General features: G+C 71.2%; 23 protein-coding genes and 1 pseudogene. 9 read left to right on the top strand and 15 right to left on the bottom strand.

Features of this window, described 5'->3' with window-relative positions:
- Nucleotides 1–112: 112 nt before the first annotated feature.
- The 3 genes and pseudogenes from ACZ7L7_RS15595 to ACZ7L7_RS15585 form a co-directional block, all read left to right on the top strand.
- Nucleotides 113–352 (top strand): annotated as a pseudogene (locus tag ACZ7L7_RS15595) (pirin family protein); the annotation flags it as partial.
- Nucleotides 353–415: 63 nt separating this feature from the next.
- Complete coding sequence (locus ACZ7L7_RS15590) at nt 416–1399, top strand: pirin family protein (protein WP_472076106.1); 984 nt, start codon at nt 416–418, stop codon at nt 1397–1399.
- 64 nt (nt 1400–1463) lie between these two features.
- On the top strand, nt 1464–2510 hold the full coding sequence (locus tag ACZ7L7_RS15585) for an AI-2E family transporter (RefSeq protein ID WP_285515570.1): 1047 nt from the start codon (nt 1464–1466) through the stop codon (nt 2508–2510).
- Between the two features lie 146 nt (nt 2511–2656).
- Here the strand turns inward: ACZ7L7_RS15585 and ACZ7L7_RS15580 are convergent, their stop codons facing one another.
- A complete protein-coding gene (locus ACZ7L7_RS15580; protein ID WP_453605644.1) occupies nt 2657–4789 on the bottom strand; it encodes a SpoIIE family protein phosphatase in 2133 nt (710 codons plus the stop codon).
- Nucleotides 4790–4945: 156 nt separating this feature from the next.
- On the opposite strand from ACZ7L7_RS15580, the gene aspS reads away from it, so the two are divergent.
- Together aspS and ACZ7L7_RS15570 are read left to right on the top strand one after the other, a co-directional pair.
- The gene (aspS, locus tag ACZ7L7_RS15575; RefSeq protein ID WP_472076104.1) at nt 4946–6709 is read left to right on the top strand and encodes an aspartate--tRNA ligase; all 1764 of its coding nucleotides are present in this window, start codon (nt 4946–4948) and stop codon (nt 6707–6709) included.
- A 140-nt stretch (nt 6710–6849) separates the two neighbouring features.
- Nucleotides 6850–7788 carry a dioxygenase family protein gene (locus ACZ7L7_RS15570; RefSeq protein WP_453605647.1) on the top strand — a complete coding sequence of 313 codons (939 nt, stop codon included), beginning with the start codon at nt 6850–6852 and terminating at the stop codon, nt 7786–7788.
- A 129-nt stretch (nt 7789–7917) separates the two neighbouring features.
- Here ACZ7L7_RS15570 and ACZ7L7_RS15565 read toward each other — a convergent pair whose 3' ends face one another.
- Nucleotides 7918–8367 carry an ATP-binding protein gene (locus ACZ7L7_RS15565; RefSeq protein WP_472076102.1) on the bottom strand — a complete coding sequence of 150 codons (450 nt, stop codon included), beginning with the start codon at nt 8365–8367 and terminating at the stop codon, nt 7918–7920.
- A 162-nt stretch (nt 8368–8529) separates the two neighbouring features.
- On the opposite strand from ACZ7L7_RS15565, the gene ACZ7L7_RS15560 reads away from it, so the two are divergent.
- Genes ACZ7L7_RS15560 through ACZ7L7_RS15550 form a run of 3 tightly spaced genes read left to right on the top strand, consistent with a single transcriptional unit; the run spans nt 8530 to nt 9849 of the window.
- Nucleotides 8530–9405, top strand: a complete 876-nt coding sequence (locus ACZ7L7_RS15560) for a helix-turn-helix domain-containing protein (protein WP_472076100.1) — start codon at nt 8530–8532, stop codon at nt 9403–9405.
- On the top strand, nt 9402–9614 hold the full coding sequence (locus ACZ7L7_RS15555) for a DUF397 domain-containing protein (protein ID WP_471593231.1): 213 nt from the start codon (nt 9402–9404) through the stop codon (nt 9612–9614). The genes ACZ7L7_RS15560 and ACZ7L7_RS15555 overlap by 4 nt, the downstream gene beginning before the upstream one ends.
- A 22-nt stretch (nt 9615–9636) precedes the next feature.
- Entirely contained in the window at nt 9637–9849 is a 213-nt protein-coding gene (locus ACZ7L7_RS15550) for a DUF397 domain-containing protein (RefSeq protein ID WP_093719888.1), read from the top strand.
- Nucleotides 9850–9854: 5 nt separating this feature from the next.
- Here ACZ7L7_RS15550 and ACZ7L7_RS15545 read toward each other — a convergent pair whose 3' ends face one another.
- The 8 genes from ACZ7L7_RS15545 to ACZ7L7_RS15510 all read right to left on the bottom strand — a co-directional run bounded on the left by ACZ7L7_RS15545 (nt 9855) and on the right by ACZ7L7_RS15510 (nt 16053).
- The gene (locus ACZ7L7_RS15545) at nt 9855–10643 is read right to left on the bottom strand and encodes an ABC transporter permease (protein WP_472076098.1); all 789 of its coding nucleotides are present in this window, start codon (nt 10641–10643) and stop codon (nt 9855–9857) included.
- Nucleotides 10627–11577: an ATP-binding cassette domain-containing protein gene (locus tag ACZ7L7_RS15540; RefSeq protein ID WP_471593233.1), complete on the bottom strand. Its 951-nt coding sequence runs from the start codon at nt 11575–11577 to the stop codon at nt 10627–10629. Before ACZ7L7_RS15540 ends, ACZ7L7_RS15545 begins: the two co-directional genes overlap by 17 nt.
- Nucleotides 11574–12185: an ABC transporter ATP-binding protein gene (locus ACZ7L7_RS15535; protein WP_285515578.1), complete on the bottom strand. Its 612-nt coding sequence runs from the start codon at nt 12183–12185 to the stop codon at nt 11574–11576. Before ACZ7L7_RS15535 ends, ACZ7L7_RS15540 begins: the two co-directional genes overlap by 4 nt.
- On the bottom strand, nt 12182–13804 hold the full coding sequence (locus tag ACZ7L7_RS15530) for a hypothetical protein (RefSeq protein ID WP_471593234.1): 1623 nt from the start codon (nt 13802–13804) through the stop codon (nt 12182–12184). The genes ACZ7L7_RS15535 and ACZ7L7_RS15530 overlap by 4 nt, the downstream gene beginning before the upstream one ends.
- A complete protein-coding gene (locus tag ACZ7L7_RS15525; RefSeq protein ID WP_453605661.1) occupies nt 13801–14319 on the bottom strand; it encodes a hypothetical protein in 519 nt (172 codons plus the stop codon). Before ACZ7L7_RS15525 ends, ACZ7L7_RS15530 begins: the two co-directional genes overlap by 4 nt.
- Before the next feature lie 87 nt (nt 14320–14406).
- Nucleotides 14407–15102 carry a hypothetical protein gene (locus tag ACZ7L7_RS15520; RefSeq protein WP_285515581.1) on the bottom strand — a complete coding sequence of 232 codons (696 nt, stop codon included), beginning with the start codon at nt 15100–15102 and terminating at the stop codon, nt 14407–14409.
- The gene (locus ACZ7L7_RS15515; protein ID WP_453605665.1) at nt 15099–15662 is read right to left on the bottom strand and encodes a stage II sporulation protein M; all 564 of its coding nucleotides are present in this window, start codon (nt 15660–15662) and stop codon (nt 15099–15101) included. The genes ACZ7L7_RS15520 and ACZ7L7_RS15515 overlap by 4 nt, the downstream gene beginning before the upstream one ends.
- Nucleotides 15663–15771: 109 nt before the next feature.
- Entirely contained in the window at nt 15772–16053 is a 282-nt protein-coding gene (locus ACZ7L7_RS15510; RefSeq protein ID WP_285515583.1) for a hypothetical protein, read from the bottom strand.
- Nucleotides 16054–16424: 371 nt separating this feature from the next.
- Between ACZ7L7_RS15510 and ACZ7L7_RS15505 the strand changes: the two genes are divergently transcribed.
- Nucleotides 16425–17012: a helix-turn-helix transcriptional regulator gene (locus ACZ7L7_RS15505; protein WP_472076095.1), complete on the top strand. Its 588-nt coding sequence runs from the start codon at nt 16425–16427 to the stop codon at nt 17010–17012.
- A gap of 54 nt (nt 17013–17066) precedes the next feature.
- Here the strand turns inward: ACZ7L7_RS15505 and ACZ7L7_RS15500 are convergent, their stop codons facing one another.
- The 5 genes from ACZ7L7_RS15500 to ACZ7L7_RS15480 form a co-directional block, all read right to left on the bottom strand.
- Entirely contained in the window at nt 17067–20120 is a 3054-nt protein-coding gene (locus ACZ7L7_RS15500; protein ID WP_285515585.1) for an FG-GAP repeat domain-containing protein, read from the bottom strand.
- A gap of 88 nt (nt 20121–20208) precedes the next feature.
- Nucleotides 20209–21705 (bottom strand): polysaccharide pyruvyl transferase family protein, encoded by a 1497-nt coding sequence (locus ACZ7L7_RS15495; RefSeq protein WP_453607871.1) that lies wholly within the window; start codon nt 21703–21705, stop codon nt 20209–20211.
- Nucleotides 21706–21850: 145 nt separating this feature from the next.
- A complete protein-coding gene (locus ACZ7L7_RS15490; RefSeq protein ID WP_285515587.1) occupies nt 21851–22216 on the bottom strand; it encodes a PH domain-containing protein in 366 nt (121 codons plus the stop codon).
- Nucleotides 22217–22309: 93 nt separating this feature from the next.
- Nucleotides 22310–24028, bottom strand: coding sequence for a methionine--tRNA ligase (metG, locus tag ACZ7L7_RS15485; RefSeq protein ID WP_285515588.1), 1719 nt, complete (start codon nt 24026–24028; stop codon nt 22310–22312).
- A 138-nt stretch (nt 24029–24166) separates the two neighbouring features.
- A complete protein-coding gene (locus tag ACZ7L7_RS15480) occupies nt 24167–25621 on the bottom strand; it encodes a VWA domain-containing protein (protein ID WP_472076092.1) in 1455 nt (484 codons plus the stop codon).
- Between the last annotated feature and the right edge of the window lie 121 nt (nt 25622–25742).

The raw sequence follows: 25742 nt of genomic DNA, 5'->3' as shown, positions 1-25742 counted from the left end.
CGCCACGGCTCGCACGTGGGGAGCCCGGGGGGAATGCCCTCCGGGCTCCTTCCGTTAGGAGTGGCAGGAAGTTCAATGCTCAACTAAACTGGCCGCACAAGGAGGTACCGACATGCCTGCAGTGACCGTCGAGAACCCGCTGACGCTGCCCCGTGTCGCCGCACCCGCGGAGGCCGTGGCCCGTCCCGTGCTCGCCGTCACGACCGCGCCGAGCGGTTTTGAGGGCGAGGGCTTCCCGGTGCGCCGCGCGTTCGCCGGGATCAACTACCGCCATCTGGACCCGTTCATCATGATGGACCAGATGGGAGAGGTGGACTACGCGCCGGGCGAGCCCAAGGACTCTACCAGTTGGGGGAGTATCTCGACGGATGCTCGCTGACCTGCGGAAACTTCCACCTAAAGGAGAGTCGGACCCATGCCTGCTGTAACTGTCGAGAACCCGCTGACCCTGCCGCGCGTGGCTGCGTCGGCGGATGCCGTGGCGCGTCCCGTGCTGGCTGTGACGACCGCGCCGAGCGGCTTCGAAGGTGAGGGTTTCCCTGTCCGTCGGGCGTTCGCGGGGATCAACTATCGCCACCTGGATCCGTTCATCATGATGGATCAGATGGGTGAGGTTGAGTATCAGCCTGGGGAGCCGAAAGGAACCCCGTGGCACCCGCACCGCGGCTTCGAGACCGTCACCTACATCATCGACGGGATCTTCGACCACCAGGATTCCAACGGTGGTGGCGGCACCATCACCAATGGCGACACGCAGTGGATGACGGCGGGCGCGGGCCTGCTGCACATTGAGGCGCCGCCGGAGCATCTGGTCATGTCCGGCGGCCTCTTCCACGGCCTGCAGCTGTGGGTGAACCTCCCGGCCAAGGACAAGATGATGGCCCCGCGCTACCAGGACATCCGCGGCGGCAACGTCCAGCTGCTGACCACCCCCGACGGCGGCGCGCTGCTCCGTGTCATCGCCGGTGAGCTGGACGGCCACGCCGGTCCCGGCATCACGCACACCCCGATCACGATGATCCACGCGACGGTGGCGCCGGGTGCGGAGGTCACGCTGCCGTGGCGGGAGGACTTCAACGGGCTGGCGTACGTGCTGGCGGGCAAGGGCTCGGTCGGTGCCGAGCGCCGTCCGATCCACCTCGGCCAGACGGCGGTCTTCGGCGCGGGCGGGTCCCTGACCGTGCGGGCGGACGAGAAGCAGGACTCGCACACGCCGGACCTGGAGGTCGTCCTCCTCGGCGGGCAGCCCATCCGGGAGCCGATGGCGCACTACGGCCCGTTCGTCATGAACACCCGCGAAGAACTCCAGCAGGCGTTCGAGGACTTCCAGAAGGGCCGGCTCGGCACCATCCCGGCCGTGCACGGCATGACCGAGAGCGGTCCGCAGAGCGAGGACTGACGCTCCGTCACCCGGGTGGGCCTGCCGGAAGGTGGGTCCACCCGGCGCGTGATCGGCTGGGAGCGTGCAGGACTCACGACCGCTGCTCCCCGAACCCGTGCGCCGCGCCGGAGCGTGGTGCGCCGTCATCCTCCTGGTGGCCGGCGTCGGCTACGTCGGCGTCCTGCTCTGCGCCGAACTGCGCACCGCCGTGGTGCCGGTGCTGCTCGCGCTGCTCGGTACCGCACTGCTCGGGCCGCTCCACCGGCGGCTCGTCAACGCCCACGTCCACCGTTCCGTCGCCGCCGCGCTGACCTGCGTCGCCGTGGTGGCCGTGGTAGGCGGCGCCGTGTACATCGTCGTCGCCGCGCTCATCGACAGCGGGGACCAGATCGTACGGTCGCTGCGCACCGCGGGCCGGGATCTCGCCCGGCACTTCGGGGCGGCCGGGACCTCCCTGGACGACATCGCCGAAAACGCCCGGGACCTGCTCACCAAGTTCGGCGGCACCGCCGCCTCCGGCGTCATCAGCGGGGTCAGCGTGGTCGGCGAGACCATCGCCATGGCCGTACTGGCGCTGCTGCTGGTCTTCTTCTTCCTGCGCGACTCCGACCGCGCCGCCGAGACCCTGCGCTCGCTCTCCCCGCCCGGCAGTGCCGACATGCTGGAGGCCATGGCCCGGCGGGCCTTCCAGGCCGTCGAGGGGTTCATGCGCGGCACCACCTTCATCGCCTTCATCGACGCCGTCTGCATCACCATCGGCCTGCTGATCCTCGACGTGCCCGGCGCCGCCGGACTCGGCGCCCTGGTCTTCGTCGGCGCCTACATCCCCTACCTCGGCGCCTTCCTCTCCGGAGCCGTCGCCGTGCTGGTCGCGCTCGCGGACCGGGGGTTCGTGATCGCGCTGTGGGCGCTCGGCGTCGTCCTCGCCGTACAGGTGCTGGAGGGGCATGTGCTCCAGCCGATGATCCAGAGCCGGACCGTGCAGATGCACCCCGCGATGGTGATGGTGACGATCACCGCGGGTGCCTCCGTGGCCGGCATCCTCGGCATGCTGCTCGCCGTACCGCTCACCGCGGCGGCCTTCGGCGTCGTGGAAGAACTGCGGACCCGCTACGGCTCCTCGTCCTGAGCGGGGTCATTCGGGCCCGGTTACGGGCCCCTCGTCCTGAACGGGCTCCGTCGGGACCGACTCCGGGCCCCTCGGCTGAGCGGGCTCCAGCGGGACCGGCCTCAGGCCCCCTCGGCTTGAGCGGACCGGCTCCCGGCCCTGGCCGGTTACGGCTCCTCGTCCTGAGCGGGCTCCACCAGCTCGAACCAGATGCTCTTGCCCTCGCCCCGCGGGTCCACGCCCCAGGTGTCCGCCAGCAGCTCGATCAGCATCAGGCCCCGGCCGGAGGAGGCCAGCTCGCCGGGGCTGCGCCGGTGCGGCAGGTCGTCGCTGGTGTCGGTGACCTCCACCCGCATCCGGCGTCTGCCCAGCCCGTGGTGCACCTCCGCCAGCAGCAGGGCGTCCGCGTCGGTGTGCACCAGGACGTTGGTCAGCGTCTCGGAGAGCAGCAGGACCGCGGAGTCCACCTGCTCCTCGCACTCCCAGTCGTGCAGCAGTTCCCTGAGCTGGTGCCGGGCCACCGCGACCCGCTCGGGCTCGTCCTGGGCCACGGTGAGCACGGTGCGGCGCACCGGCGGCCGGGCCGCCGTCACCGTCTCCCCGCAGCCGCAGCCCTCCCCCTCCCGGCACAGCAGCAGCACCGCGATGTCGTCCTCGCGGCGGTCCGCGAGGGGGCCCGTGGTGTGGTGCGAGGAGGGTCCGTGCACCGCCTGGACCAGGGCGTCGGCCAGCGCCTCCAGGTCGCCGTCGTGGTCCTCCAGGATCGTCCGCAGCCTTTTCCAGCCCGAGTCCAGGTCGTGGCCGCCGGTCTCGATGAGGCCGTCCGTGCACAGCAGCATCGTCTCGCCGGGCTCCAGGGTGAGCCGGGTCGTCGGATAGTCCGCGTCCGGGTCGATCCCGAGCGGCAGCCCGCCCGCCGTGGGCCGGGTCAGCACCGTGCCGTCCGCCATCCGGATCGCCGGGTCCGGGTGCCCGGCGCGGGCGATGTCCAGGGTCGCCGAGGCGGGGTCCACCTCGACGTACAGGCAGGTCGCGAAGCGCAGGTCGAGCAGGTCGGGGTCGTCCTCCGCCATGCCGTGCAGAAAGCGGGAGGCGCGGGAGAGGACGGCGTCCGGGCGGTGGCCCTCGGAGGCGTAGGCGCGCAGCGCTATCCGGAGCTGGCCCATCAGCCCCGCCGCCCGTACGTCGTGGCCCTGCACATCCCCGATGACCAGGGCGAACCGGCCGCCCGGCAGCGGGATCATGTCGTACCAGTCGCCGCCGACCTGCAGTCCGCCGCCGGTGGGCACATAGCGCGCGGCCACGCTCATGCCGGGGATCTCCTGCACGCCCAGCACCGGCAGCATGGAGCGCTGGAGTCCGTCGGTCAGCTCGCGCTGGGTCTCGGCGGCGCCCGCGCGGGACAGGGCCTGGGCGAGCATCCGGGCCACCGTGGTCAGCACCGAGCGCTCGTCGGGCGTGAACGCCACCGGGTAGGTGAAGGCCGCCATCCAGGCGCCCATGGTCCGCCCGGCCACCGTCAGCGGCAGGAACGCCCACGAACGGCGCCCGAAGTGGGCCGCCAGCGGCCAGGTCACCGGGTAGCGGGCGCGGTACTGCTCGGGCGAGGAGAGATAGACGGCCCGGCCGGTGCGCACCACCTCGGCGGCCGGGTAGTCGGTCTCCAGGGACATATGGGTGAAGGGGTCCTCGTCGCCGGGCTGCTGCCCGTGGTGGCCGATGATCGTCAGCCGGTCCCCCTCCACGCCGAAGACCGCGAGCCCGTCCGGGGAGAACCCCGGCATCGACAGCCCCGCCGCCACCCGGAGCACCTCCGCCGTGGAGCGGGCCTCGGCCAGTGCCCGGCCCGCGTCCAGCAGGAACGCCTCCCGGGAGCGCCGCCAGTCCCCGGTGACCGCCCGCCGCCCGGCCGGGGTGCCCGGGGCGGGTTCGGTGACCTCCTGAAGGGTGCCGATCACTTCGTAGACCCGTCTGAGCGGGTCGAAGGAGGGCTTGAAGCGGGAGCGGGTGATGCGGACGACCTCGCCCCGCTCGTCCATGATCCGTACCCGTACCTCGCCGAGGGTGCCCTCGGCGACGGCGAGCTGGATGACCCCGGTGATCTCGTTCCAGTCGACCGGGTGGAGCCGGGCGCGCACCTGGTTCTCGCGCAGGGTGGCGGCCTCCTCGGGCAGCCCGAGGAGCCTGGCCGCCTCCGCGTCCACCGTGACCAGACCGGTTGCGGTGGACCAGTGCCATTGCCCGGTAGCCAGGGCGGCGAGTACCTCCCCCACGGCGGGCAGGGGCTCACCAGTGCGCATTGACCCACTCTAAGAACAGGCGATCGCACCCTGCCACCGAAGGCACCCGCACCGGCCCCGCGGTAATGAGGGGAGGCGATCTTGGCCCGGCCGGTAGTCTTGGAGGGCGTTTCACGTGAAACAGATCCCCGATCCGCGAAGACTGGATGAACGACGATGCATCGGTACAGGTCCCACACCTGCGGCGAGCTCCGCGCCTCTGACGTCGGAAGCGACGTCCGGCTGAGTGGCTGGCTGCACAATCGGCGCGACCTGGGCGGCATCCTCTTCATCGATCTGCGGGATCACTACGGCATCACGCAGCTCGTCGCCCGGCCCGGCACCGCCGCCTACGAGGCCCTGGACAAGCTGTCGAAGGAGTCCACGGTCCGGGTCGACGGCAAGGTCGTCTCGCGTGGCGCGGAGAACGTGAACCCCGACCTGCCGACCGGCGAGATCGAGGTCGAGGTCTCCGAGGTCGAGCTGCTGGGCGCGGCCGCCCCGCTGCCGTTCACGATCAACACCGAGGACGGGGTCAACGAGGAGCGGCGCCTTGAGTACCGCTTCCTGGACCTGCGCCGCGAGCGCATGCACAAGAACATCATGCTGCGCACGGCGGTCATCTCGGCGATCCGTCACAAGATGACGGCCCTCGGCTTCAACGAGATGGCGACCCCGATCCTGTCGGCGACCTCCCCCGAGGGCGCCCGCGACTTCGTCGTCCCGTCCCGTCTGAACCCGGGCAAGTTCTACGCCCTCCCCCAGGCTCCGCAGCAGTTCAAGCAGCTGCTGATGATCTCGGGCTTCGACCGGTACTTCCAGATCGCGCCCTGCTTCCGTGACGAGGACGCCCGCGCCGACCGTTCGCCGGGCGAGTTCTACCAGCTCGACGTCGAGATGAGCTTCGTCGAGCAGGAGGACGTCTTCCAGCCGATCGAGAAGCTCATGACCGAGCTGTTCGAGGAGTTCGGCAACGGCCGCCACGTCACCTCGCCGTTCCCGCGGATCCCGTTCCGCGAGGCGATGCTGAAGTACGGCTCGGACAAGCCCGACCTGCGCGCCCAGCTCGAACTCGTCGACATCACCGACATCTTCGAGGGCTCGGAGTTCAAGGCCTTCGCGGGCAAGCACGTGCGCGCCCTGCCGGTGCCGGCGGTCCAGGACCAGCCGCGCAAGTTCTTCGACCAGCTCGGCGACTTCGCCGTCTCGCTGGGCGCGAAGGGCCTGGCCTGGGTGCGGGTGGCCGAGGACGGTTCGCTGACCGGCCCGATCGCCAAGTTCCTCACCGAGGAGAACGTCGCCGAGCTGACCAAGCGCCTGTCCCTGGCCGCCGGTCACGCCGTGTTCTTCGGCGCGGGCGAGTTCGACGAGGTCTCCAAGATCATGGGCGCGGTCCGCGTCGAGGCCGCCAAGCGCGCCGGGCACTTCGAGGAGGACGTCTTCCAGTTCTGCTGGATCGTCGACTTCCCGATGTACGAGAAGGACGAAGAGACCGGCAAGATCGACTTCTCGCACAACCCCTTCTCGATGCCGCAGGGCGGTCTTGAGGCCCTGGAGACCCAGGACCCGCTGGACATCCTCGGCTGGCAGTACGACATCGTCTGCAACGGCGTCGAGCTGTCCTCCGGCGCGATCCGGAACCACGAGCCGGAGATCATGCTCAAGGCCTTCGAGATCGCCGGCTACGACCGCGAGACCGTCGAGGAGCAGTTCGCGGGCATGCTGCGCGCATTCCGCTTCGGCGCCCCGCCGCACGGTGGCATCGCGCCCGGCGTGGACCGTATCGTCATGCTCCTCGCCGACGAGCCGAACATCCGCGAGACGATCGCCTTCCCGCTCAACGGCAACGCCCAGGACCTGATGATGGGCGCGCCGACCGAGCTGGACGAGGCGCGGCTGAAGGAACTGCACCTGTCGGTGCGCAAGCCGCAGCCGAAGTAACCCACGACCGGCGCCCGGACCACCCCACCCGGTCCGGGCGCCTTCGTGTTTCCTGTTGCCCGTTTCCCGTTTCCCGTTTCCTGGGTGGACCCCAGCTCCTCCTCATGTTCCTGACAGGCTGGCTCCCTACGTTCCTTCCCATGACGGGAAACGAAACGGCCCAAGGGCCCAAGCACAAACGGGATCTGACGCGTCGCAAGGTCGTCGTGGCCGGTGCGGGCGCCGCCGTGGCGGTGGGCGTCGGCGCCTCCTTCGCGGCGGGCGCCTTCGCGGACGAGAGCGGCAAGAGCGGTACGGGCGGCGCGACCGGCAAGAAGAGCGACACGGCCGAGACCTGCTACCGCCTCACCTCGGAGACCACCGAGGGCCCGTACTACATCGACGCCGACAAGATCCGGCGGGACATTACCGAGGACAAGGAGGGCATCCCGCTCGTCCTGAACCTCAAGGTGATCGACAGCGAGACCTGCAAGCCCATCGCGGGCGCCGCCGTCGACATCTGGCACTGCGACGCGCTCGGCATCTACTCGGGCTACGAGAGCCTGTCGACGGGCGGCGGCGGCACGCCCCCCACGGACGCGCCGACGGACGTCCCCACGGGCGAACCCCCGTCCGGTGAACCGACCGGTGAGCCCCCGTCCGGCGGCACCGGCGGCGGGGTCCACGAGGAGCCCACCGACGACGAGCGCTATCTGCGCGGCACGTGGAGGACCGACAAGCAGGGCCGGGTCACCTTCCGCACGATCTTCCCGGGCTGGTACCGCGGCCGCACCGTCCACATCCACACCAAGGTCCATGTGGACGGCACGTGGACGGACTCCGGCTACGAGGGCGGCCACACCTGCCACACCGGCCAGTTCTTCTTCGACGAGGAGTCCGTCCTCGCCGCCGCCGAGGTCGAGCCGTACTCCACGTCGACGACGGAGCGCACGACGCTGGAGGAGGACACGATCTACGACCAGTCCGGCACCACGGGCGGCCTCCTGAAGCTGAAGTACAACAAGAAGAACATCGCCAAGGGCGTCACCGGCTCGATCACGATGGGCGTCGACCCGGACGCGACGAACACCGGCACCTGACGGCCGGGAACGGCGCGACACGGCCGTACCGCCCGGGGTACGGCCGTGTCAGGTCACCGGGCTGGTGGCCCTCAGTCCGTGGTGTCGCCTTCGCCCTGAGGACGGGCCGCGCGTTGTCCGGGGCGGTGTTCACGGCGCTTGCCGAGGGACGGTGACCTCGGCCCAGACCGTCTTGCGGGGTGGCAGGTTGCGGTCGACTCCCCAGCGGTCGGCGAAGGCGGCGACGACGAGCAGGCCGCGGCCGGCTTCGGAGGTGTCCGCGGTGGCTTCCTTCGGCTGCGGTAGCCCGTCACCCTGTGTGTCGGTGACCTCGATGCGCAGGGTGTCGCCGACCACGTAGAGCATGAGCTGGAAGTTCCGGCCCGGTACGCGGCCGTGGGTGGCCGCGTTGGCCGCCAGCTCCGCGACGATGTTCGCCGCCGGGTCCACCGGCAGTGCCCAGGTGCGCAGTTGCTCCGTGGCGAGCAGGCGGGCCAGGCGGGCGTCGCGTGGTGTGGGGGACAGCAGGACACGGAAGTTGCGGATGTGGCCCTCGGGGTGCGCGGGCTGTCCTGCCGGTGCGGTGAGTTTCTGGATCACGTCACTCAGCGTGGCCGCGTTTGCCTACCGTGAGGAGTGACGCTGCGTTTGCGTACGGTGACTGTCCGGTCGTTGTCCGGTGCTGTCCGGGCTGTCGGGGCGCCCCGTACGGGTAGAGGCGTGGCGGGTTCGAGGCGGTACGACGGAGGGGCGGCGCGGGGCATGTCGGTGGACGCGGAGGCGGCACGGCTACGGACCGAGGCGGACGAGCCGGGGTGGGAGGTGGACCCGGACGACGAGTGGGGCGTGGCCGTAGTCGCCACCGTGGGGCGGCAGTTGAAGCTTCGGTGCGAGGCGGTGGGGATGCGCGCCGCCGACTTCGGCAAGGCCGTGGGGTACGGCGAGGACATGGTCTACAAGATCGAGGGCGGGAAGCGGATTCCCAGGAAGGAGTATCTGGACAGGGCCGACGAGGTGTTGGGCGCGGGCGGGCTCGTGGCCGCGGCCTGGGAGGACGTGAAGAAGGTCAGGTATCCGAAGAAGGTGCGGGACCTGGCCCAGATGGAGGCGCGGGCGGTTGAGATCGGGGTGTACGAGAACAGCAACGTCGCTGGTCTGCTGCAGACCGAGGACCACATGCGGGCGCTGTTCGGCGCGTGGCTTCCGGCCTACTCGGACGAGGAGACGGAGCGCATGGTGGCCGCGCGTATGGCCCGCCGTTCGGTCTTGGAGCGGTCTCCCGCGCCGACGCTCAGTTTCGTCCAAGAAGAGTCGACGCTGCGGCGACCGGTCGGGGGCAGAATGGTGTGGCGTCGACAGCTCGAACGCTTGCTTGAGCTGGGGGAGTTGCGGAATGTTTCGATCCAGGTCATGCCGATAGACGTTGAGGAACACTTCGGCACGGGCGGGATCATCGAGGTGCTGAAGTTCCCGGACGGCACGGCAGTCGGGCGTTCCGAGGGGGCGTTCAACGGCCGCCCGGTGACTGATCCGAAGCAGATCCGCATCCTTGACCTGCGCTATAGCATGATCCGGGCCCAGGCGCTCACGCCCCGAGAGTCGCGGGCGTTCATCGAGCAGATGCTTGGAGAATCATGAGCGGCAACCCCACCTCCGGCGACGGCCCCGCGCTGGCGTGGTTCAAGAGCAGCTACAGCAGCAGCGGTGACGGCAACTCTTGTGTCGAGGTCGCCCACACCCCCGGCACCATCCACGTCCGTGACTCCAAGCACCGCGACACCGGTCGCCGCTTCGCCGTCGCGGCCGAGGCGTGGGCCGACTTCGTCACGTATGTGGTTGCGAGCTGACGGTCCTGTGGCTGGGCAGAGCATGAGTGGCACCTCCACCTCCGGGGACGCCTGCGAACTGGCGTGGTTCAAGAGCAGCTACAGCAGCGGCCCTGACGGCGATTCCTGCGTAGAGGTAGCCACCACCCCCGGCACCATCCACGTCCGCGACTCCAAGTGCCAGGACACCGGCCCGCATCTCGCTGTCGCGCCGGAGGCGTGGGTGGGCTTCGTGGCGTACGCCGTTAAGAGCTGACCGGCTCAGCAGTCCTGGCGGCGCAGCGCGACGTACGAGCCCGTCGCCGCCGCGGCCGCCCACAGCAGCAGCACCCCGCCGCCCGCCGCCGGGGACAGGTCGCCCGTGTCCTGGTGGACCTGGGTCAGGCGCAGGCCCGCGCGGTCCGGGAGGAGGCGGGCCAGGGAGCGGAGTTGTGGGGTGGCGGCGAGGGCGCCCGAGACGACGAACAGAAAGGGGAGCAGCACGCCGAGTGCGGTGAGCGAGCGGCGCACCATGAAGGTGAGCGCCGCCGCGAGCACCGCGAGCAGGCCCGTGTACGCCCCCGCCCCGGCCAGCGCCCGTACCGCGTCCGTGTGCAGTGGGACCGACGCGCCGAGCACGGTGCTTCCGGCGGTGAGGGCGACCGCGCCGGTGAGCAGGCCCCAGACGGCGCCGGTCGCGCCGAGTACGGTCAGTTTGGCGGTGAGCAGTACGCCCCGGCGGGGTACGGCGGCGAGGCTGGTGCGGATCATGCCGGTGCCGTACTCGCTGCCGACCGCGATCACCGCGAGGATCACCAGGGGCACCTGGCCGAACTGGAGCCCGGTGAAGGTGAGCCCCACCGGGTCGAGCGCGCGCCGCTGGGCGGGGTCCGCGCGGCGGAACTCGGGACCGATCAGCGCGCAGAACAGCAGGCTCACCAGGACCGTGAGCACGGTGCCGAGGGCGAGCAGGGCCCAGGTGGAGCGCAGGGAGCGGAGCTTCGTCCACTCGGCGGCGGCGAAGTCGCGCAGGCCACCGCCCGGCGCCTGGCGGTCACTTGAGGGACGCATGGGACGCGGCCTCCTTCTTGGTCGACGCGGCCGTCGCCGATCGGTACTCCACCGCCTCCGCGGTCAGGCGCAGGTACGCCTCCTCCAACGAGGGCCGTACGGGGGTCAGTTCGTGCACGCTCCAGGCGTTGCGGGCCGCGATGTCGCCGATGCGGGCGCTCGTCAGGCCGGTCACGGTGGCCCAGTGCGGGTCGCTGTCGTGGGTCACCCGGGCGCCTTCCGCCCGCAGGGCGCGGGAGAGTTCGTCGAGCCGGGGCGTGACCAGGCGGACCGGTGGAAGGTCGGTCTCCAGGAACTCGGTGAGGCCGCCGTCCGCGAGGACCCGGCCCCGGCCGATCACCAGGACCTGGTCGGCGACCACCGCCATCTCGCGCATGAGGTGGCTGGAGACCAGGACCGTACGGCCCTCGTCGGCGAGGGCGCGCAGCAGGCCGCGCAGCCACTGGATGCCCTCGGGGTCGAGGCCGTTCATGGGCTCGTCCAGGATCACCGTCCCGGGGTCGCCGAGCAGGGCGACGGCGATACCGAGCCGCTGCCGCATGCCGAGCGAGAAGCCCCGTACGGGCCGCCGCGCGGCCGGAGCCAGACCCACCAGGCCGAGCACCTCGTCCACGCGCGCCGCGGGAATGCGCTGGGTGCGGGCGAGCCAGGTGAGGTGGGCGCGGGGGCCGCGGGCGGGATGGCAGGCCGACGCGTCGAGCAGGGCGCCCACGGTGCGCAGCGGGTCGCGGAGTTCGGCGTAGCGGACGCCGTTGACGAGGGCGTGGCCGGCGTCGGGGATGCCGAGGCCGAGGATCATGCGCAGGGTGGTGCTCTTGCCCGCGCCGTTGGGTCCCAGGAACGCCGTGACGCGGCCCGGTTCGGCCGTGAACGTCAGACCGTCCAGGACCCGGCGTCCGCCGTAGGACTTCACCAGATCCCTGACCTCGATCACGCGTCCGCCCCCACGGTGAGGGTGTCGTCCACCAGGCCCGCCACCGAGGCGTCGGAGTGGGAGACGAGGACGAGGGTGCGGCCGTCGGCCCGCCAGCGGGCGAGGTCGTCGCGTACCGCCTGTTCGGCTTGCGCGTCGAGCCCGTTGAAGGGTTCGTCGAGCAGGATCAGGCGCGGCTCGTGCGCGGTGGCGCAGAGGTAGCCGAGCTTCTTGCGCTGGCCCAGGGAGAGTTCGCCGACGAGCACGTCGAAGCGGTCGCCGAGCCCCAGCGCGGCGGCGCGTTCCCGCAGGTCCCGGGCGCGCAGCCGCCACACGCCCGCGATCAGGCACAACTGCTCGTCGGCGGTGAGGTGTTCGTACAGCGGCGGTGGCTCCTGGACGAAGCCGCGCAGGGCCCGTACGGCGGGGTCGGCGGGCGGGTGCCCGGCGACGGTGACGTGGCCCGCGTCCGGTGCGGTCAGCCCGGCGATCACGCGCAGGAGGGTGCTCTTGCCGCTGCCGTTCGGTCCGGTGACGCGTACCGACGTGCCCTCGGGCACATGGGCGTCGAAGTCGCGCAGCACGCGTTCCTCGCCACGGCGCACGACGAGGTTCTTGATGTCGATCACGAGGAACTCCGGGGACTGAAGTCGTTGCGGGCCGTGGCGCGCAGCGCGGCGTACCCGGCACCGAGGGACAGGAGGAGCAGGGCCGCGTGCGCGAGGTCGCCCAGTGCGGCGCCCGCCGTGACCGGCACGGTGAGGAGCGCGGTGAGCAGGCCCTCCGTGACCTCGGCGGCCGGGGCGCGGGTGATCCGGCCGTCGGCGAAGGACTCGGAGCGGGGCACGCAGAAGTAGGTGAGCACGACGGCGCATCCGGCGGCCGCGGACACCACGGCGAGCGCCAGCACCGCCCGCGCCCATCCGGCCGGGCCGTGCACCCCGCACAGCGCCGCGGCCCCCAGGGCGAACGGTCCGGTCACCGTGGCCACGGCGACCGAGGCGGTGGCCGCCTTCGCCGCCACCCAGCCACCCGCGGCACGCGGCGACTGCCGCAGCGCCTCCCAGCCCGCGCGGTCCGCCTCGATGCCGCAGACCTGCACGACCTCACCCGTCGTGATCAGCGCGGCGGCCACGAAGATCCCGCCCACGGCCGCGAACGGCAGGTTCCACAGCGGTTCGCCGAGGCTCAGTACGAGGCCCAGGCACCCCGCGCCCAGCAGCACGCCCAGCCGCTGGAGCCGCGCCAGCCCGCCGACGGTCTGCGGGTGCCCGCGCCGGAACCGCAGCCAGGTGACCCGGCCGACCAGGGCGTACGGCGACGAGGGCCACGCCCCGGTCGCGGCGCCCCGGCGCGGGGCGACCGCCGGGCGGCCCTCACCGGTACCGGCGTCGCGGCGCACCGTCGCACGCACCCGGAGCACGGCCGCGGCGGCCAGCGCGAGCGTGACGGCGGCGTACGCGAGCGCGGTCCAGGCGGCCGACTCCGGCCGGTGCGCCTCGGTCCACAGCTCGGGGCGCGCGTCGGTGAGCGCGCGTCCGACGCTCCGGGCGGCGTCCTGCCGGGAGGGACCGTCGCCGCCGGTCAGAGCCTGCACGAAGGGCGCTGCGAGGACACCGGCTAGCCCGCCCGCCACCGCCGAGACGATCAGCCGGGGCAGATGAGGGATCCGGACGACCCGGACCATCAGTGCCGTCACCAGGGCGATGTGCAGCGCGGTACCGGCCACGGCAGCGCCCGCGCAGTGCACCAGGAACACCGGCAGCATCCGGCGGCCCTCCGCGTCCGCCGCGAGCCAGGGCACCCCGATCGCGGCGGTGGCGCACAGCACGGCGGCGGCGATGCCGGCGGCGGGCAGGACCAGCCGGGCGGCGACGAGCTGGGCGCGGGAGACCGGGAGCGTCCGCAGCACGTCCGCGTCCGGCGGGCTCACCAGCGCGCGGGCCTTCGCCGGTTCCGCGGTCAGGATCCGGTGCAGGAACCACACGGCGACGGGGGCCCACGTCCAGGCCGCGAGTTCGGTCCGTACCTCGGGACCGGGCGGGGCCAGGGCCCCGAGCGTGCGTCCTACGACCGTCAGCGCACCCAGCACCGCGGCGGCGCCGGCGCCCGCGACCGTCCAGGCCGCCTTCCGGCGCCGCCGTGCCGAAGGGCCCGTGCCGGCGAGGAGGTTGAGCCGCCGGCGCGTGTCGGCGAGGCAGAGCGCGACGACGGTGCGGAACCACGCGGGGTGACGCGGCCGGGTCATGACGTCGCGCCGGCCCGCGTACCGCCGAACCGCTGCGCGGGGCACAGCACGGTCGCCGGAACGACCAGCGCCACGAACAGCACGGCGAGCACCTTCGGCGCGGACGCGGTCGGCAGGTACACGCCGAGCAGGCCGAGCGGCGCCCACCACAGCACACCGCCCGCGATCATCAGGACGCTGCCCCAGCGGGCGAGGGCGACCAGCAGCCCCAGCACGAGCAGGGCGATACCGCTGACCAGCCAGACCGCGCTGAGCAGGTGGAGGACGTCCATGACGTTCCCGGGGTCACCGCGCAGGTCCGGGGACGCCTCCACGGCCCGCCGGGTCTCCTCCGTCGTGGCCCGGAAGACCGCGCTGTACGCCACGGCGCTCGCCCCGGCCGCCGCCGCGAGCACCCCGCCCGCGATCCGCACGCCCGGCCGGGCGATGCCGTCCGTCACCACCGTCCAGCAGCGCAGCAGGAACTGGATCAGCTTGGGGTTCCCCAGGGTGCTGAAGAGGAGGCGGTGCAGCATGGTTCTCCGAAACGCGGGGTGGTCCGAAACGCGGGGTGGTTCGAAATGTGGTGTGGGGGCGGGGCAGGGCCGTAACGGCCCGGAGGATCAGCTCGGCAGTGACCACAGCGCGGTCGCGTACAGGGCGGTGATCCCGGCCGCGACGGCGGCGGCGCGCGGCCAGGACGCCCCGACAACGCGGCCGGTGAGCAACAGCGCGCAGGGCAGCAGGGGCAGCCAGGCGTCGAGGTGGGTCACGGACGGCACGGCCCACGCCGTCGAGCCGCCCGTGGCGAGCCGGGCCAGGGTCCAGCCGGTCAGCTTGGTGAGTACGAACGCGATCCAGCCGAGCGTGAACGCCCGCCGCAGGTCGGTGAATTCACCGGGGAAGCGGGGCCGGCGCTCCCCGGGCAGCGGCAGGTGGCGCAGCGCCAGCGCGCCGAGGACGCCCACGAGGACACCGAGGACGCCGAGCGTGACGATGTTGGCGAGCGCGGTGGTGCACCAGGCGATGGCCGTGCCGATGTCGATCGCGCCGTCGGAGACCGGGCCGACCCGGTCCCGGACGCGTTCGCGTATCTCGCCGCTCAACGGGATGCCGAAGCCCAGGGTGGCGAGGACGAGGGCGCAGACGCCGAGGGCGTGGGCGCGCCGTCCCGGGAGGCGGGTGGCCTTCGGTGCGGCGGGCTCGCCGACCTCGCCGGTCTCGTCCCCGAGGTAGGCCGGGAGCCCGGCTCCGTGCGCGGACGGCCGTCGCCCGTCCTTCTCCTCCGCCGTGTCCGTGTCCCACGCGGCCGTACTCATGTGCTCACCCAAGTCTCGATTCCCGCAGCCACTGTCAGTCCCGCAACCGCCACACCCCACAGTCGGCAGGCGTCCGGGAACCCCGAGCGGGCGACGAAGCCCGCCACCCCGCGCGGCGCGGTGCCCCGCACGGGTTCTCCCGATGTCCCCGTGAGCCCGACCCGTGCCCAGGCCACCAGCGGCACGAGTCCGGCCGCCGCGGCGAGCGCGAGACAGGCCAGCTCCAGGGGCATGTGCGGCAGCAAGTGCCGTACGACGCCGCCCGCGCCGAGGACGGCGCTGCCCTGCCCGCCGTAGTAACCGGCGAGGACGCCCGTCAGGAGAGTCAGTGGGATCGTCATCACGCCGAGCGTGACGACACCCAGGAAGAGGGCCGCGGAGACACTTGCGTTCCGCGCCAGGATCTCCGTGAACAGGTCCCAGTCGCCGTCCTTGGGCGCACGGGTCACCCCGGTGGGGTCGGCGGGCGCCCACCACCAGCCCGCGCCGAACGCCATGAGCCACAGCAGGGCGCCGCACACCACGGCGGGCCACTGCCTCCGGAAGAGCGCGCCGGTCATCTCCACGTACCTCTCGCCGCCTGCCTGTCCGGGACTTCTGTAGGGGGCGGGCAGGCCGGCCCCCGGATTCGGGAGCCGGCCTGCGCCTGTGTCGCCCGAGCGAAAGGCTTTAGGCGATGACGGCCTTCTTGCCGCCCTTCTTGATGGCCTGCTTGACGCCCCAGATCACGATGGAGCCCACCGCGAGACCACCGGAGACCAGGCCGATGGCGGAGGCCACGTCCATGCCGGTCATGATCGCCTGGTAGGCGGTGCTGGCGGAGTCCTTGCTCATGTTCAGCGCGCTCTTCAGGAAGAACGGCGTCGCGGTGGCCGCGATCATGAAGGCGCCGAGGACCGTGGCGGTGACGGCGGCGGCGGACAGGGGACGGCGTGCTGCCGAGCGGTTCATGAAGAGTGTTCCTTCGCGTTCGTTCATGATGATGGTGTGTGTGCTCGCCCCGATTGGAGCGGGGCGAGCACACCACCGGCCCGGCGCGACGCCGAGCCTTGTCGATCATGGACGGCGGCGGAGAAGTCCCTTACCGCCTGTCGGCGGGGCCGTTCGGCAGTTACTGGCCAGTAAGCATCGTGAATCCGTACGCGATATGCGAAACCGGGCGAACCGGTGCACTAGGTGACCCGGCTGGCACGCTCGACAGTACTTTGAAGTAACTTGCCCCTGACCATGCTTGACATTTTGTTGGCCCACTGCTTTTTCTCGGGGGAACTGTGCTGAATGTGTCAATTGCCCATCACCATCGGCTGATTCGGGACGCGCTCGTGCAATCGCTTTCCAGCCACGGGGAGTTCGCGGTCGCAGGCCATGGCGACGTCGACGAGGTGCTCGCCTGGGCACGGACCGGGCGTCGCTCGGTCGTGCTCGCGTCGCGCACCCTGCCCGGAGTCGGCCGGCTGCTCTCCGCGCTGAAGAGCGGCGACGAGCCGGAGGTCCCGGTCGCCCTGCTCGGCGAGGCCGGCGCCGCGCGGCCTTCCGCGGTCGGTCTGCCTCCGGGAGCTTGCGGATATCTGCCCGAGGACGCGGACGTGGGAGCTCTCTCGCACGCGGTGCACACGCTCGCCGCGGGCGCCGCCGTCCTGCCCGCCTCCTGGGTCCGCCAGGCCGGGGCCGCCGCCGTCCGGGCCGAAGCTCGGGAGACCGGAGCGGCACCCCCGCCCCTCTCCCTGCGTGAGCGGGAGATTCTCGTACTGCTCGGCCAGGGCCTGACCAACCAGCAGATCGGCAAGCGGCTCAGCCTCAGCGCGGGCACGGTGAAGTCGTACATCAGCACCGTCTACGCCAAGTGCGGCGTCGACAACCGCGTCCAGGCCGCCCTCTTCGCCCACGGCATCGAGGTCCTGGCGGCCTGACGGCGGGCGGCACCCCGCGTGGGGTGCCGCCCGCCGCTCAGGGCAGAAAGCCGCTCAGGACAGGAACTTGTAGCCGCCGAAGCCCGTCGCGATCTTCGTCCGGGAGCCGAACGAGCCCTTTCCGTCGCCGCTGTTGCGCCACAGGTAGCCGCTGGAGTCGCGGGAGACGAGGTCGGGGCGGCCGTCGTCAGTGATGTCGCCGACGCCGACGACCGTGTTGTACGAGGCGCCCCAGTCGGTGAAGAGCTTCGCGCGGGACGCGAAGGTGCCGTCGCCCTTGCCGTTGTAGCGGTAGAGGGTGTTGGCCTTGTCCTGGGCCAGCAGATCCGGCTTGCCGTCGCCGGTGATGTCGCCGACGCCCACGATCTTCTTGTACGTCTTCCAGTTGTCGTAGAGCTTCACACGGGCCGAGAGCTTGCCCGTGCTGGTGCCCTTGTACAGGTAGACCGTGCCGGTGGAGGAGTTGCGGGTCAGCAGGTCGGGGCGGCCGTCGCCGGTCACGTCGCCCGGGGAGGTCAGGACGTCGTACTGGGTCCAGCCGCTGGTCGCCAGGGTCGTGTACGACGTCGTCGGCTTGACCGCCGAGCCGCAGCCCGGCCTGTACAGGCGCAGGGCGCCGCTGCTGTAACGGACGAGGACGTCGTTGCAGTGGTCCCCGTTCAGGTCGCCGAAGGGGATCGCGCGGGCGGTCGTGGGCCAGCCACTGCCCGACCTCTTCTCGTCGAACTTGCCCGTGCCCGTGCCGGAGTGCCAGGTCAGGCCGCCGGAGGAGCTGAGGGTAAGCAGATCGCCGCGGCCGTCGGGGCCGTCGGGGCTGACGAAGTCGTGCCGGATCGGCAGGCCGCGGTCCACGTACACTTCGCCGGTCGTCACCGTGGACGCGGTGGTCGTGCCGAGGCCCGTGGCCTTCAGGGTCCACTTCGTCCAGCCGTTCGGGAAGCGGGTGCCGCCCGATGTGGTGCCGTTCCAGGACGCGGAGACGTACGTCTGCGCCGCGCCGCCCGTCAGCGTGCGGGTGCCCTTGCCGTTCGGGCCGCTCTGGACGGAGGTGAGGGTCAGCGACCAGGAGGTCACCGGGCGGGACAGCAGCCAGGTGCCGTTCCAGGGGTATGCGCTGGACGGCTCCATCTCGTAGTCGGTCTCCGTGTGGAACTCCGTCGGCGCGGACGGGGCGACGCCGGTCGTGGTGACCTGAACCCGCTCGAACAGGTCGAACCAGGCGACCAGGCCCGTGTACTCGTCCACCGTCCAGCGGTACCGGCGGTCCGCCGTGACCCCGCTGTCGGGCAGGTGGGAGGCGATCACACGGGTGGTGCCGGTGGCCGCCTCGGTCAGCACCAGGGTGGCCGCCCTGTGGTCGTGGCGGACCGTGAAGCCGTCGCCGAGCAGCACGTCACCGGGGGTGACCGCCTTCGCCGTACCGGCCTTGGTGTCGTACACGCCCGCCGAGGACGCGCCGCACGCCCAGTACACCCAGCGGCCCGCCGCCTGCAGTTCGCTCGGCACGCAGCCCAGGCCCGGCACGGTCACCGTGGACAGGCTCTTCTGCGTGCGCAGGTCGTACGAGGTGAGCTTGCCCGCGGTCGTGGTGGCACTCCACAGGATGGGCCCGTTGAGGGCCGCCGCGCGGACCGAGCGCTTCAGCAGCTGGCCCTCGTGGAACTTGCCGATGTACTGGCTGCTCCCCGCGTTGTAGACGGCGTAGTCGTCGGAGACGTCGACGACGGCGCCGCCCGTGGTGCCGAAGGTGAGGGGAGTGCTCGCGCCGATGGCGTTGAGCCGGTCGGTGGTGCTGGACTTGCTGAGGTAGACGTCGCTCGGGTCGTGGCCGGTGTTGCCCCACAGCGGGATGCAGGTGGTGCTGCCCTGCTGCGGGCAGACCGCCGTGGACGACAGCTGGGCGCTGTCCGCGGGGGCCGTCGAGGTCAGCTTGGCGGAGTTGTCGGTGGTCAGGGTGCGCAGGGTGGTCCTGCGGCCCGAGTCGACGACGCGCAGGCTGCCCCGGCCGATCGCCAGGCCCCGCTTGGGCAGTTCGGTCGCCGGGACCTGGAACACCCTCTCCAGCGCCGGGGTACCGTCCTCGGCCTGGCTCACCCTCCGCAGCCACCAGTCCTCGGCGCCGGTGCCGCCGGTGAGCAGGGCGGTGTCGCCGGGGCCGGTGACGACGAAGTCACCGGCCTTGCGCAGCAGGGTGCGCTTGGAGCCGTCGGTGAGCGAGACGGCGACGATGTCCCCGCCGGCCGGCACCACGACCCAGTCGCCGACCAGGACGGGCACGCGGTTGGTCTCGGGGTAGGCGATCGTCACCACCTGCGCCGGGGCGGAGAGGTCGTCGCGGGACCTCAGGTGCAGCTCGGACGTGGACGAGTCGTACCAGCCGATGCGGTCCTCGCTCATCACGACTTCCGTGGCGCTGCCCTCGTCCACCGGCGTGGCCGTCGCCGACTCGATGTCCAGGTAGTGGTAATAGCCGTTGCGCTCCCACAGCACGCCCGCGGCGTCCGCGGCGACGATCTGCCGGTCCAGGATGTTCGCGCGGGCGCCCGTGATGCGGCGGGTGCGCTGCTTGCCGTCGGGGAAGTCGATCAGGGAGTAGCCGGTGACGATCGTCCTCCCGGCCAGCGCGCGGTAGTCGCCGTGCTCGTCGCCGTCCCAGGTCACGTCCTTCGTGGTGGCCGTCGCCGGGTCCCACAGGGTGACGGAGGCGGCGGACAGCGCCGACGGCAGGGCGACCAGGTCCCGGTCCGTGCCGTACCAGGCCGTACGGCACACCGAGAAGAGGTCGGCGCAGCTGTCGACCGGCGTGTAGGGGCCGCTCGCGGTGCGGACGGTGACCGTGTCACCGGTCTCGTAGTCCGTCCACAGCAGTTCCGGCAGTCCGGCCGCCCGGTGCAGATAGCCGGTCTCGCCCGCCACGTATGGGCGGTCGTCGCGCGGAGCGGAGGTGCTGGGATCGCTCAGCGCGATCCGGGTGGTGGCGGCGGCCTCGGCCGCCTGTGCCGGGTCGTCGCCCTCGGACAGGACGACGACGGACACGGCCGCTACGGCGACCACGAGCGAGGAGACGGCAGCGGCCAGACCGCCCCGTCTCAGGGCGTGTCTGCCCACTGAAGGTTCCCTCCCCTACGAGGGCCCCCTGCCCTCGCACAAGTGGCCGGATGCTACCAACGGGTGATCACCGCGGCGGCGGCAGGCCTCAGTTCTTGCCGTCGGCTCCGGTGAGCTTGCGGCTGCGGCGGCGCAGGGCCGGGCCGAGGCGGACCAGGACGCGCTTCTCCACGCCGGACAGGCGCCGCTCCATGGCCGCGAGCTGCTTGCGGGTGGCCTCCAGCTGCTTGACCGCCGTGTCGAGCCGGGCGGCGGTCTCCTTCGCGCGCTTCTCGGCCCCGGTCAGCTTGGTGCGCAGCTCGGTGTTCTTCCTGGTGACCGTCGCGAGCTTGGTCTCCGAGACGGTGATCCGCTCGCGCAGCCTGCTGATGCGGTAGCGCGACTGGCCGTCCTCGGTGCCGTCCCAGACCTGCATCGAGGCCGGCAGGTCCAGCGCGGCCAGCTCGGCTTCGAAGGCGGCGCCGCCGTCGCCGTGCTGGTAGGCGTTGTCCAGGCCGTTGCGGGTGAGGAACGCGGTGATGCGCTCGAACCGCTCGCCGTGGCCCTTGATCATGGCCGAGTAGTCGGCGGCCTCGTACAGGTCGCGCGGGTCGGTGTCGGCGGGCAGCCCGGACAGCGGGCGGTGCGGGATGTCGAAGTACCGGCACAGCTCCAGGGTGCGCGAGTCGTGGGTGAGCACGACCGCGGGCGTACCGGCGAGCAGGGCGGCGATGTTGCCGTGGATACGGGTGCCGTAGGCGAAGTCGTAGCCGCGCAGCTCGTCGATCCAGGTCTTCGGGTCCAGCGGCATGCGGACCTTGTTCTCGCGCAGCAGGGTGTGGGTCAGCAGCATCGGGAAGGGGTCCTGGGCGCCGGACTCCAGGGAGGTGTCGCCCCACAGCAGCAGCTCCGCGTCCACGGTGTTCTGCGCGTAGTAGGTGAAGTTCGGGTAGCGCGCGTGGGCGTGGGCGGCGAGGCCCGCGATGTCGCCGACCGGACGGGCGTTCGGCGACATGTTGATGCTGATGCGCGAATCGGCGGTGATCTCGGTCGCGCGGATCTCGGGGAAGGTGTCGCCGTACAGGAACATCGACGGGCAGCCGATGATGTCGATGCGGTCGGCCGGGACACCGTGGTCCCTGAGGTAGCTCGCGGTCAGCTCGCCGCGGACGCCGATGGAGGCGGAGCGGTCCAGGACGGCCCGCGCGAACCGCTTCACGGAGGCTTCCATGGGCTTGAGCATGTCGGTGGCGTAGTCGTCGGTCGCCTGGGCACCGACGCCGAACACGACCACCGGGATGGTGAGCTGTTCGATCAGCTTGGAGAGCCGGTCCAGGGACGCCTGGAACTGCGGGCGGAAGGCGTTGGCGAGCGGGACGACGAAGACGTCGTACTGCTCGTTGATCTCCGCGGCCCGCTCGGCGGAGTGGTTGGTGCGGATGCCGTTGGAGGTGACCACGGTGTTCGGCGTGGTCAGCATCTTGTGCGCGGAATCACTGAAGAGCAGGTTGCCGGTGTTCGTCCCGATGAGGTCCTGGTGGATGAACTCGGTGGGACTGGCGACCCGGAGAGGGCTCTTTCCGGATCTGATCAGGATGCGCTTCACGGCGTTCCTCGGTAGGGGTGCGCCTCCTGAGAGGCGGGCGATGAAAGTTGAAATCGAACACTATAGGGATTTATTTAAATAGTGAAGATAGGTGTCATCGCCCGCCGAACCGCGGGTAACCAGGGCCTGGCCTGGCCGGTACGGGCTATCGCGCCACGTACTGCGTGAGGATCGCCTGGACCTCGTAGATGTCGACGCCCTTGGTGAACGTCTTGGTGATCGGGAGCTGGCTGCCGGAGACCCAGATCTTCAGCTCGGCGTCGAGGTCGAAGGTGCCGGCCGTCTCCACCGCGAAGTGCGTGATGCTGCGGTAGGGGATGGAGTGGTACTCCGTCTTCTTGCCGGTGATGCCCTGCTTGTCGATCAGGATCAGGCGACGGTCGGTGAACAGGATGGTGTCGCGGATCAGCAGGTAGGCCGTGTGCACCGTCTCGCCCTGGCCGAGCAGCTTGGCGTAGTCCTGCGCCGCCTGCGCCGGGTCGATCGGGTGCGCGTTGCCGAAAAGAGCCATGAGAGGACCCCCCACTCGTACGTCACGCGGCCTCGGTCGGCCGCGTGATCATGGCCAGATATACCTGGTGAGTGAGGGGTCCGAGAAGGGCTGTTACGCCGCTGTTTCCCCGCCGAAGCGCTCCTTGTACGTTTCGAGGTCCTCGTCCGTGAGCTTGGCGAACAGCACCGGCGGCACCGTGAACGGCGTACCGGCCGGGACGAAGGCCAGGGCCTTCGCCTCGTCCTCCGTGACCCAGGTACGGGTGTCCTCGGTGAGGGAGAACGCGCCGCGCATGGCGGCGGAGGTGGCCGGGATGAACGGCTCGGAGACCACCGCGTACAGGTGGATCAGGTTCATCGCGGTGCGGAGCGTGAGCGCCGCCGCGTCCTTGTCGGTCTTGATCTCCAGCCAGGGGGCCTTCTCCTCCAGGTAGGAGTTGCCCGCCGACCACAGCGCGCGCAGCGCGGCGGCGGCCTTGCGGAACTGGAGGGCCTCCATGTGCTCCTCGTACTCCGCCAGGAGACGGGCGATCTCCTCGCCGAGGCGGGTCTCCGCCTCACCGGGGGCGCCGCCCGCCGGGACCTCCTCGCCGAAGCGCTTCTTGGAGAAGGACAGCACGCGGTTGACGAAGTTGCCGAGAGTGTCGGCGAGGTCCTTGTTGACCGTCGCCGTGAAGTGCTCCCAGGTGAAGGAGGAGTCGTCCGACTCGGGGGCGTTGGCGATCAGGAAGTAGCGCCAGTAGTCGGCGGGCAGGATCTGCAGCGCCTGGTCGGTGAAGACACCGCGCTTCTGGGAGGTGGAGAACTTGCCGCCGTAGTACGTCAGCCAGTTGAAGGCCTTGACGTAGTCGACCTTCTTCCACGGCTCGCGCACGCCCAGCTCGGTGGCCGGGAACATCACCGTGTGGAACGGGACGTTGTCCTTCGCCATGAACTCGGTGTAGCGGACGGCGTCGTCCACGTCGTACCACCACGACTTCCAGTCGCGGTTGTCCGGGTCCTGGTCCGCCCACTCCTTGGTCGCGCCGATGTACTCGATCGGGGCGTCGAACCAGACGTAGAAGACCTTGCCCTCGGCCGCCAGCTCCGGCCACGTGTCCGCCGGGACCGGCACGCCCCAGTCCAGGTCACGGGTGATGGCGCGGTCGTGCAGGCCCTCGTTCAGCCACTTGCGGGCGATGGAGGAGGCGAGCTGCGGCCAGTCGTCCTCGTGGCGGGCCACCCACGCCTCGACCTCGTGCTGCAGCTTCGACTGGAGCAGGAAGAGGTGCTTGGTCTCGCGGACCTCCAGGTCCGTGGAGCCGGAGATCGCCGAGCGCGGGTTGATCAGGTCGGTCGGGTCCAGTACGCGGGTGCAGTTCTCGCACTGGTCGCCGCGGGCCTTGTCGTAGCCGCAGTGCGGGCAGGTGCCCTCGACGTAGCGGTCCGGCAGGAAGCGGCCGTCGGCCGGGCTGTACACCTGGCGGATCGCCCGCTCCTCGATGAAGCCGTTCTCGTTCAGCTTGCGGGCGAAGTGCTGGGTGATGTCCCGGTTCTCCGCGCTGGAGCTGCGGCCGAAGTAGTCGAAGGCCAGCGCGAAGCCGTCGTAGACCGCCTTCTGCGCGTCGTGGGCCTGCGCGCAGAACTCGTCCACCGGCAGGCCCTGCTCCTTCGCGGCCAGCTCGGCGGGGGTGCCGTGCTCGTCGGTCGCGCAGATGTACAGGACGTCGTGGCCGCGCTGGCGGAGGTACCGGGAGTACACGTCCGCCGGGAGCATGGACCCCACCATGTTGCCCAGGTGCTTGATCCCGTTGATGTAGGGAAGGGCGCTGGTGATGAGGTGTCGAGCCATGTGTGGCTGCTCCCGGGTCGGGTCGATATACGAGCCTTGGATACGAACCTTGAAATCGTAGCCGACATGGGTGGGCCGCCCGCCTTCCGTTTTACGGGGTGGAAGGGGGCGGCCGGTGCCCGGTGTTTCTCCGTGTTTCTACGGGCGCCAGTTCTCCAGTACGCCCTGGTAGAGCTCGGCGTCGGTGAGCTCTCGGGGGGTCGGGCCCGCGTGGAAGAAGGACGTGTTGCCCGTCTTCAGCTTGCGGAGGTAGTCGAACGCCTTGTTGTCGTGCTCGCCGAAGGCGACGAAGGCGAAGTGGATGTGGGGGTGGGTCTTCGCGGCGTTGGTGAGGGCCTGGGTGGCGGGGGTCTTCGCGTCCGGGGCGCCGTCCGTCTGGAAGATCACGAGGGCGGGGGTTTCCGGGGTGCCCGTCTTCTCGTGGGCCGCGATGACCTCCTCGATCGCCACGTGGTAGCTGGTGCGGCCCATGCGGCCGAGCGCTGCGTGCAGCTCGTCGATCTTGTTCTCGTGGTCGGTGAGGGTGAGTTCGCCGGTGCCGTCGAGTTCGGTGGAGAAGAAGGTGACGTGGAGGGTGGGGTCCTCGTCGAGGTGGGCGGCGAGAGCGAGGGTCTGCTCGGCGAGGGCCTGGGCGGAGCCGTCCTTGTAGTACGGGCGCATGCTCGCGGAGCGGTCCAGGACGAGGTAGGTCTTGGCGCGGGTGCCGGTGAGGTCGTGCTTCTTGAGGGCGGTGGTGGCGGCCTTGTAGGCGGTGGCCAGGCCGGGGGCGCGGGTCTTAACGCGGGCGAGGGTGGTGGCGGGGCCGGCTGCGGGTTCGTTGGCGGGGGGTTCGGCCTCGGCTTCGCCTTCGGCCGGGGTGTTCCCACCCGCACCACCCGTGCGGCTTTCGTTGTCGGGTGCGGGTGGCCCCTGCGGGGCTTCCTCGCCGTCGGCGGCTGCGGGCTCGTCCGGGGTCGGCTCCGCGACCGGCTCGGCAACCTCCGCCGCGACCGGCTCGGCAACCTCCGCCGCGACCGGCTCCGCCTCCGCGGCAGGCTCCGCTACCGGCTCCGCCGCAGCCGCGGCCACGGGCTCCTCGACCACGGGCTCCGGCTCGGGCTCGATCGCCGGCTCCGGTGCCGCTTCCACGACCGGCTTGGGCTCCTCGGCCACCGGCTCCGGCTTCGGCTCTTCCGCGACCGGCTCGGGCTCGGCGACCGGCTTGGGCTGCTCGGCCACCGGCTCCGGCTTCGGCTCTTCCGCGACCGGCTCGGGCTCGGCGACCGGCTTGGGCTCTTCGGCCACCGGCTCCGGCTTCGGCTCTTCCGCCACCGGCTCGGGCTCGGCCTTTGCCGCCGGCTCGGTGACCGGCTCGTCCGTCGGAGACGTCTGCTTCGGGACGGTGACGTTGTCGAAGGCTGCTGCTACCAGTTCGTGTTCGTCGTCCGCCGTGTCCGTCGACGGGCGGGGGTCCGGGACCGTCGGTGCCGGAGCCGAGGCCTGCTCGGGAGCGGACGAAATGGGCGTCGACGTCTCCGTCGCACCCTCTGCCTCGGCCGTGCGCTCCTTTCGGGAGCGGCCGAATGCGTTCCGCAGGAGAGTGAGAATGCCCATGTGCGCAACCCTTCGCATGAGTTGTTCCGTCAATCCCTGGCCAGGACGGACACGTAAGGTTAGCCGCCCGAGTCCGCGATCTTCGGCGGGGACCACCTCCCGGACGAACCGGGTTTCCTCT

This window comes from Streptomyces sp. NPDC110618, from assembly GCF_055657065.1.
The sequence above is the reverse complement of the archived record's forward strand: the minus strand, read 5'-3'. Positions and strand labels throughout refer to the sequence as shown.

Coding starts and splice junctions, on each gene's coding strand:
- ACZ7L7_RS15590 (WP_472076106.1), top strand. CDS start 416: ATGCCTGCTGTAACTGTCGAGAACCCGCTGACCCTGCCGCGCGTGGCT.
- ACZ7L7_RS15580 (WP_453605644.1), bottom strand. CDS start 4,789: ATGCGCACTGGTGAGCCCCTGCCCGCCGTGGGGGAGGTACTCGCCGCC.
- aspS (WP_472076104.1), top strand. CDS start 4,946: ATGCATCGGTACAGGTCCCACACCTGCGGCGAGCTCCGCGCCTCTGAC.
- ACZ7L7_RS15570 (WP_453605647.1), top strand. CDS start 6,850: ATGACGGGAAACGAAACGGCCCAAGGGCCCAAGCACAAACGGGATCTG.
- ACZ7L7_RS15560 (WP_472076100.1), top strand. CDS start 8,530: ATGTCGGTGGACGCGGAGGCGGCACGGCTACGGACCGAGGCGGACGAG.
- ACZ7L7_RS15555 (WP_471593231.1), top strand. CDS start 9,402: ATGAGCGGCAACCCCACCTCCGGCGACGGCCCCGCGCTGGCGTGGTTC.
- ACZ7L7_RS15550 (WP_093719888.1), top strand. CDS start 9,637: ATGAGTGGCACCTCCACCTCCGGGGACGCCTGCGAACTGGCGTGGTTC.
- ACZ7L7_RS15545 (WP_472076098.1), bottom strand. CDS start 10,643: ATGCGTCCCTCAAGTGACCGCCAGGCGCCGGGCGGTGGCCTGCGCGAC.
- ACZ7L7_RS15530 (WP_471593234.1), bottom strand. CDS start 13,804: ATGACCCGGCCGCGTCACCCCGCGTGGTTCCGCACCGTCGTCGCGCTC.
- ACZ7L7_RS15525 (WP_453605661.1), bottom strand. CDS start 14,319: ATGCTGCACCGCCTCCTCTTCAGCACCCTGGGGAACCCCAAGCTGATC.
- ACZ7L7_RS15520 (WP_285515581.1), bottom strand. CDS start 15,102: ATGAGTACGGCCGCGTGGGACACGGACACGGCGGAGGAGAAGGACGGG.
- ACZ7L7_RS15515 (WP_453605665.1), bottom strand. CDS start 15,662: ATGACCGGCGCGCTCTTCCGGAGGCAGTGGCCCGCCGTGGTGTGCGGC.
- ACZ7L7_RS15510 (WP_285515583.1), bottom strand. CDS start 16,053: ATGAACCGCTCGGCAGCACGCCGTCCCCTGTCCGCCGCCGCCGTCACC.
- ACZ7L7_RS15490 (WP_285515587.1), bottom strand. CDS start 22,216: ATGGCTCTTTTCGGCAACGCGCACCCGATCGACCCGGCGCAGGCGGCG.
- metG (WP_285515588.1), bottom strand. CDS start 24,028: ATGGCTCGACACCTCATCACCAGCGCCCTTCCCTACATCAACGGGATC.
- ACZ7L7_RS15480 (WP_472076092.1), bottom strand. CDS start 25,621: ATGGGCATTCTCACTCTCCTGCGGAACGCATTCGGCCGCTCCCGAAAG.